The following is a 7,073-nucleotide window of genomic DNA, read 5'->3' as shown; positions in this document are numbered from 1 at the left end:
GAAGGGATGGATGCTCTCGAACCACAGGTGCGAGATGGCCGCACGGGTGATGGCCGGAAGCGGATTCGCTGACGATGGGGCGCTGTCATTGAACCATGCGATGAAGCGGGACATTTCCGCAGGAACGGTATCGGACGGCGGTGCCTCGAAATGGACGCGCGGCGCGTGAAGCGCGCCCGACACGATCTGCATCGCGTCTTCATGGCTACGGTAACGCCCAACATCGGCAATATCGCGCCGCCCGTTCATCAACATCGCGTGCCACGCAAACAGGGTCTGGTCGTCAAGCGGTGCAGCATGGTTGCGGTAAACATCGGCCATCAATTCAGCGGCCCCGGCTTCTGCCGCACTGGCGCGGCGCTGATCGGTGGCAAAGCCCAGATGCCGCGCGAGCGAAGACTGAACGCTGGCGCGGTCAAGGATTTCTCCCTCAATGGCGGAGCTATCGACCACTTCTTGTGAAATCAGTTCGATGGTCAGGCCGTCACGCGCATCGGCATCAAGGTGGTGCAGCGCGCCGATGACGACGCCAGAGCCTTTCAGGAATTGCTCTTCGGACGCGCGGATGCGATCCGCGTCGAAGCGGAAATCAGGCCAATCGGGAAGCTGCCAATTCCAGCGCATGATGGATAAGATGCCTTTCTATCAATCACGATATAGCATGATTATGATTGATAAAGCGATAGTCAATCAATCACCAGCGGCCAAGATTTTTGGTTGCCAGTGGAAAGACATTGCATTGCACCCCTTTAAGTTCGCCAGCGGCGAAGGGGCGACAAGTGCGGTGAAGACGCGGGCAAAGGGGTGCTTGAGGCTCGGCGCACCTATTTCCTTCACCCGCTTGGCCGGTGTCCCGATCAAGAGCGCCAGCGGCGCATCGGAAAACCGGCGCAAACGCCAGACTCCCAAGAGCATCAGCGATGCGGAGTCAGCGTTTTGAAGTGGGAGGTGCCGATGCCGCCTACGAAACGGGGCGGGACTGTCAGGTCTGCTACCGTCTCGCGGTTCTTGGCATTCGGGAGCGGCCTGAACGATCTCGTGTCGCCGCAGCTTTCGCTGCCCTTGCAGCAGCTTCGCTATCGTCGCCAGGCTCTCGGGCCAATTCCCAACCGGTCATGCCCATGAGGACGCGATCCGCATGTTTCACAGTGTTCACATGGCCGTAATGCTGCTCGATCATCTTGACCGACGTTCCCATTTGTTCGGCAAGGATGTAAACATCGACGCCTTCTGAAAGGCGGAAGGTCGCATAGGTGTGGCGGAAGCAGTAGGTCGAACGGGAAATGCCGCTCGGCCCGATCCGCAAGTCCGATTCCGTCAACAGGTCTTGCACCGTGTCGCTGTATAGATACTTGGCGGGTTTGCCGTTGATGATGGTGAAAACGGGATCGTCTGGCTTGGTGGCCTTGGACAGTTCGCGAACGCGGTCGAGGTAATCTCCGACACTCTTTGGCGCGACCAGTCTGCGGGACTTGCCTTTCCCCTGCACAGATAAGACGACAATTTCCCTGCCCTCACGATCCTTCGCCGCCATGATGTCTCGCCAGCGCAAGTTCCTTGCTTCCGGCGGGCGCATCCCCGTGTTGCACATGATGAGCATGAAATTGTAGCAAATGGTTCGATACCAGATGCCCTGCGGCGATGTCGCCGCCTTGATCCATTTGCGGCCGAAGCTGTGCAGCTTACGATATTCCTCGGTCGTAAATTCATCGCGCCGCATGGTTTTGAGTTTCGGCCTGCCTTCAAAACGATGGCTCGCCGGAACATAGCGTTTGCTGATCGCGAAGCTCATCACCGCGTTGAAAGCGCCCATTTCAACGCCAATGGTTGCGTCACTGACGATTGCCCGCGTCCGCCCTTTGCCGTTTTCCCTTCGCCAAGTAGGATAGTTACTCCATCGGTCTTGACCAATTAGGTGAATCTGCGTGCTGCCGACATAATCGTCCAGGACGCGGCGACAGCGATTGGCGACGTTCTTGACGCTATCGGCGGCCACTTCGCCCAACTTGGCGCGACGCTGCTGCACAGCGATGTATTCCTCTGCGACCTGCCGAAAAGGGCGGTTAAACACGGGAACATCATGCTTGATCCGAAAGCGAATGTCCGCATCGAGGTCGAACGCTTGGTCATGCGCTGACTGTCGGTCCGCCGTCCCTAGCGCAATGGTCTTATAGCGATCCTCCTTCGGGAGCTTGATGCGGCAATAAAAGTTGCGGTGCGCCACATCGCCACGCCTGAAGATAATCAGGCCGGATTTAAGCTTCTCCTTGTCGGTGATAAAGGCCATCGCGATGCTCCACTGTGCAGAATCTGTGTAGATTAGCTGCGCAGGGGCGCGGAAATCCATAGCTGTGCAGGTGCTGTGTAGCTGTTTATACCTTTTTTTATTAGGTGATTCCAGTTATTTACTGCAATCCTGTCGTCCCGACCAATTTTCCAACTCTGCAAAATCCCGTACCTTGCGGCGCAGGGCGATGGCCGTCTTAAAGATACAAAAGATACGCAAAAGCACACTAAAAATGTATCCTTTGTTGCTTTAAGTCAAAGTGGCATGGCTTTGGATTTGCAGGATATCTCGACAGTTCAAAGAGCCGGCTACACCTTTGCAGGGGCGCGATAAGACGCTCTCAAATCTAATCCTACATTACAAGGGGAAAGGGGGTTGCGGATGTCGGCTTTTGACAGGTGGCTACGTGTAAGCTGCCGTTCCGGACGCGACAACATTGCGGTCATTTGGTTCTCGTAGCCAAATTGTATGGGGTCGGTTGTATCGCTTGGTTGCGTCGAGCAGAAAACGTGATAGCTTTCGCAGGGGTCGCTTCTACTTAGGATGCGCTGATGCAATTAAATGTTCCACGACGGGCTGAGGACATAGACGTCGAGTGGATGGAGGCCGCGCTTCACGATCACTTGAATGGAGCAAGGATAGAGCGCGTTGAAACCCGACGATTGACCGATCCCGGACAGACTTCAGAAGCGATCGATATTGCCGTTCACTTTTCCGACGACGCTTGCCGACTTCCGAAGCGATATATCGCCAAGTTGGGAAGCAACGATCCTGAAGTTATGGCTTTGGCCAAGATGTTCGGATTGTACTCGCGTGAAGTCGCATTTTACCAGACCTATCGGGATGTAGGCATTCCGAAACCAAAATGCTTTTTCAGCTGTTGTTCCGAGGACGGGACAAGAATGGTTCTCCTGCTTGAGCACTTAGCGCCCGCCCGATGTACATCTTGGCGACCGACGTTAGCCGAAATCGAGCTTGCTCTTAGTCATTTGCCTGCTTTTCACGCGAAGTGGTGGAATGCGCCTGGATTGAAGCAGCAAGCCTGCCTCATCCCTACAAAAGATCCCATTTTCGCCGGCAGCTTCGCCGCAGCCGAGGCAGCGGCTGACCAAGTCTTGGCAATCGGTGGCCAAAACTCACAAATCGCTGTCACCTGCGTTGTCGCCGTTAACAGCAAAATCGAAAAGTGGCAGGCCTATCTGGATTCCCGGGACTACACCATTGTCCACGCTGATTATCACGGGAAGCAAATGTTCATGCCTTCCACCGAGGGAGGGAAGTTTTCAATAATTGACTGGCAGTATCCCTATGTTGCCGAAGGTCCTTGGGACTTCGCTCGCTTGTTAGGTACTTGCCTACCTTACTCGGATTGGGTCCGACATGGGGACAGGTTGATTGACGCATATCACGACGGCCTCATCGCGAGCGGCGTAACGGGCTATTCTCGTGACGACGTGCTAGATGGAATTAGAATGGGCTTAATATTTAGTTCAATGATCAGCTGCATCGGGATTGCATCAACCGACACTGCTATTTTGGCGAAAGAATGCGATGATCTAGGGCTGGATTGGAAAGATGTATGGTTTGCCCGCCACAATCAGATGATGATTGATCTGGATGTCGAGAGGTTTGTCCGCAGTATCTAGCAAGCGTTCGAGGGGCCGCCAGATTCATCAATATTGGCGTCGTTCAAGTTATCTCACAACGTCGGCTGTCCACCCAAAATTCGCCAGAGCGGCCGGTCAGCAAACGACAACTTTTCGGATAACCACAATTGGGAAAGATCAAAGTGGATGCGCTGGCCTGCTTGCTTCTTCCTTCCTTGCCGCCTACTTTTTAGGACAGCCGATGGCGGAGGTCGCGATACGCATAATCAAGGAAAAAAGATGATTACCGGAAAAATTGAGGTGGTGAATCCATCGGACATCGGATGGTCTGAAATGCTGATGGAAGAGATCGGGCGACCATTTTATGTCAAGCCTTTACTCGATGAACCAGAAACTGGAATGAGCGTAACGCTGCTGCGGTATCCCGCCGGACTGACCAATCCTCACCACACGCAACCATGCGGTCATGGAATGTACGTCCTTGAGGGCAAGCTCGTAACTCACAGTGGTGAGTTTGGACCAAGAACGTTTGTGTGGTTTCCCGAGGGCGAGCCAATGCAACACGGCGCGTCATCGGATGGAGACATGGTCGCGCTGTTCATTACGAACAAGCCGTTCAACATTGATTACGTGGTGGGCAACGCTGAAAAATAACCGGCAATCCATTGGATTGAGAGTCGTCCGCTCCCCCCAACATTCCAGTCATACAGGCAACTGGTTCAATCCCTCGTTAGCTGCCGTTGGTTCATAAGCTGAACGAAGGGCGGCTTACGGGCATCAAACAATAAAAGCGGACTGGCAGGACACGACAACATTGCGGTCATCCCTTCGGCTGCATCTTGCTGCCCCCTACAGATGGACCGGAAATAAGGTGACGCCTTTCGGAGGGTCTGGTGGCAGCATCGAGCGCCTTTACGGCGGCCCGAAAGTAAGATACCTCTTCTGCCTGCCAAATCGGCCCTTGTGGGGGGGAATTATCTATGCGTACTGCGAACCGTTCGTGGGTTCTTTGCGCGGCCATTGCCGCGTCGTTTCCAGCAACAAATGCATCTGCCGGTCTGGTCAATAATGTGCTGACCCAATGGCGTGCCCAGTCCGACAAATGCGAGGAGCCGCGACAGCGCGATGCCGATACCATGGTCAGTGTCGCTGTGTTCGAAGCCATCAATGCGATCACACCGAAATACACGCCCTACACCAAAACGCTGGACGCGCCGGAGGGTAGCTCACCGGAAGCCGCGGCAGCGCGCGCCGCGCATGATGTGCTCGTGGTTGTCTGTGCCGATCAGAAAGGCATGTTTGACGACGCTCTGAAAACATCGCTCGACGCGATCGCCGACACAACCGCACGCGCCAACGGCGAGAAAGTCGGCAGCGCAGCAGCCGATGCCGTTATGGCCGCCAGAGCCAATTCCAACGCCGAGGGCAAAGACCCGGTCAATCGCCCCCAGACACCGGGCACCTATGTGCAGACCACGGTTCTGGTCGGCACGATCATGGCGAAGCAAACCCCCTGGATCATGAGAAGCCCCGATGAAATGCGGCCTGCGCCGCCGGCAGGCTTGGGCAGCGCGATCTGGGCGCGTGATTTCAACGAGGTAAGAACGCTAGGGGCGAAAAAGTCGAAAGATCGCACCGCCGAACAAACCGACATCGGCAGTTTCTGGGCTCAGCGTGACGTGCGAATCGTCCTCAATCAGTTCATCGGCCGTCCCGGGCGCAGTCTGGTGGATGATGCCCGCTTTCTTGCTCTGGCAGAAATGGCATGGGCCGATTCCTACGTTTCCATGATGGATGGCAAGTACCACTACATGTTCTGGCGTCCGGTCACCGCCATTCGCAATGCCGAAACCGACGGCAATGACGCCACCACGCCCGATACCCAATGGGAAGCAATGGTCCAAACGCCAAACCATCCCGAATACCCTTGCGGCCATTGCCTATCAGCAGGTGCCGTGGGTGCCGTCATCTACCAGGAATTTGGCAGCGCCGCCCCGCCGATCGTGCTTGAAATGGAAGGCGCAATGCTTCGTCGTTACGACACGCCACAGGAATACATCGATGATGTTTCGGAGTCCCGTATCCTTGCCGGAGTCCATTACCGCTTCTCGATGGAAGCGGGACGCAAGGCGGGTATCGAAATAGGCAATACAGCCGCGAAGCGCTATTTCACGCCGCTGAAAAGATGATCTTCCAGGTTTGTGTGCGCAGAAATCTGATCCGCGCAGCTCACATGAAGCTGTCATGCGCCTTCCCACCCAGAAACGGGCATTGAGGGCACTGGTTACACGGCCAATTCCATCCAGCCGGAACATTAGCTTTAAAGGTTGGTTGTGTTTATGACTGATTGCAAAGCATTACCTTTGTCAGCTAAAAATGGAGTGATGGAATGCGTAGTATCATCGGAACCGTCGTGACTGTAGTGGTCATTGTAATTGTCCTCAGAGTTCTGGGCGTAATTTAGCAGACGGCAGATAGTCCCAAACACTCACCTGTTTTAAACTGCCAACGGTCTCAAATTATCTGACAACGGACACGCAAGCACTGCTTCTCAGGAATGGTGGGCACCTGCGATCACTCCCCTGTCAGCGCTTGTAAGTGGAGAAAACCAATGGCCTACTACCTCGCAGTAACCCTGCCGTCTTCGTTCGACGAAGCGATTCAAAAAGCCGAAGCGGCCCTGCAGGCAGAAGGTTTTGGCATAATCTCTCGAATAGATTTACAGGATGCGTTCAAGACGAAGATCGGCGTCGACTTTCGACCATACACAATTCTTGGAGCCTGTAATCCAAAGCTGGCGTATGAAGCGCTTCAGTTCGAGGATAAAGTGGGGACGATGCTTCCCTGCAACGTTATTGTTCAAGAAATTGACGGTCAGCATACAGAGGTTGCGGCGATTGATCCTGTTGCATCGATGCAGGCGATCGAAAATGCTGATCTTACTGGGGCCGCAGGCGAGGTAAGGGCTAAACTTGCTCGGGTTATAGAGTCACTGGAGGCACGCATCGCCACCTCTGTGTAACCACCGGACCTGAAGGTCCGCTTTCCATCTGTGGACGCCCCTAAAGATGCAAGCGGTTTTTGAGAGGGGTGCATGTAGTCGGATGCTGCCATCTGTCCGGCCTCTTGATGCAGCATAGCTGCGGGCCCGTATGGGAGTTCGCGGACCGGAACCACAT

The 7,073-nt window shown here is 54.8% G+C and carries 7 protein-coding genes; 5 read left to right on the top strand and 2 right to left on the bottom strand.

The annotated features are described in order from the left end of the window. Window positions 1-624 (bottom strand): DUF4172 domain-containing protein (locus ACEW72_RS01965; RefSeq protein ID WP_373474700.1); only part of this gene is annotated, 624 nt, incomplete at its 3' end. A 37-nt stretch (window positions 625-661) separates the two neighbouring features. On the opposite strand from ACEW72_RS01965, the gene ACEW72_RS01960 reads away from it, so the two are divergent. Next, window positions 662-940, top strand: coding sequence for a hypothetical protein (locus tag ACEW72_RS01960; RefSeq protein WP_373474699.1), 279 nt, complete (start codon window positions 662-664; stop codon window positions 938-940). A gap of 51 nt (window positions 941-991) precedes the next feature. Here ACEW72_RS01960 and ACEW72_RS01955 read toward each other — a convergent pair whose 3' ends face one another. Then, on the bottom strand, window positions 992-2,287 hold the full coding sequence (locus ACEW72_RS01955) for a tyrosine-type recombinase/integrase (RefSeq protein ID WP_373474698.1): 1,296 nt from the start codon (window positions 2,285-2,287) through the stop codon (window positions 992-994). A gap of 662 nt (window positions 2,288-2,949) precedes the next feature. On the opposite strand from ACEW72_RS01955, the gene ACEW72_RS01950 reads away from it, so the two are divergent. From ACEW72_RS01950 to ACEW72_RS01935, 4 genes are all read left to right on the top strand, one after another. After that, window positions 2,950-3,933 (top strand): hypothetical protein, encoded by a 984-nt coding sequence (locus tag ACEW72_RS01950; RefSeq protein WP_373474697.1) that lies wholly within the window; start codon window positions 2,950-2,952, stop codon window positions 3,931-3,933. 240 nt (window positions 3,934-4,173) lie between these two features. Continuing rightward, window positions 4,174-4,548: a cupin domain-containing protein gene (locus ACEW72_RS01945; protein ID WP_373474696.1), complete on the top strand. Its 375-nt coding sequence runs from the start codon at window positions 4,174-4,176 to the stop codon at window positions 4,546-4,548. A gap of 326 nt (window positions 4,549-4,874) precedes the next feature. Next, window positions 4,875-6,083 carry a vanadium-dependent haloperoxidase gene (locus ACEW72_RS01940; protein WP_373474695.1) on the top strand — a complete coding sequence of 403 codons (1,209 nt, stop codon included), beginning with the start codon at window positions 4,875-4,877 and terminating at the stop codon, window positions 6,081-6,083. Between the two features lie 422 nt (window positions 6,084-6,505). Further along, on the top strand, window positions 6,506-6,916 hold the full coding sequence (locus tag ACEW72_RS01935) for a DUF302 domain-containing protein (RefSeq protein ID WP_373474694.1): 411 nt from the start codon (window positions 6,506-6,508) through the stop codon (window positions 6,914-6,916). Window positions 6,917-7,073: the final 157 nt, after the last annotated feature.

The sequence above is a fragment of the Sphingorhabdus sp. genome (assembly GCF_041737645.1).
Lineage (GTDB): Bacteria > Pseudomonadota > Alphaproteobacteria > Sphingomonadales > Sphingomonadaceae > Sphingorhabdus_B.
This window is presented reverse-complemented; position numbering and strand designations above follow the sequence as displayed.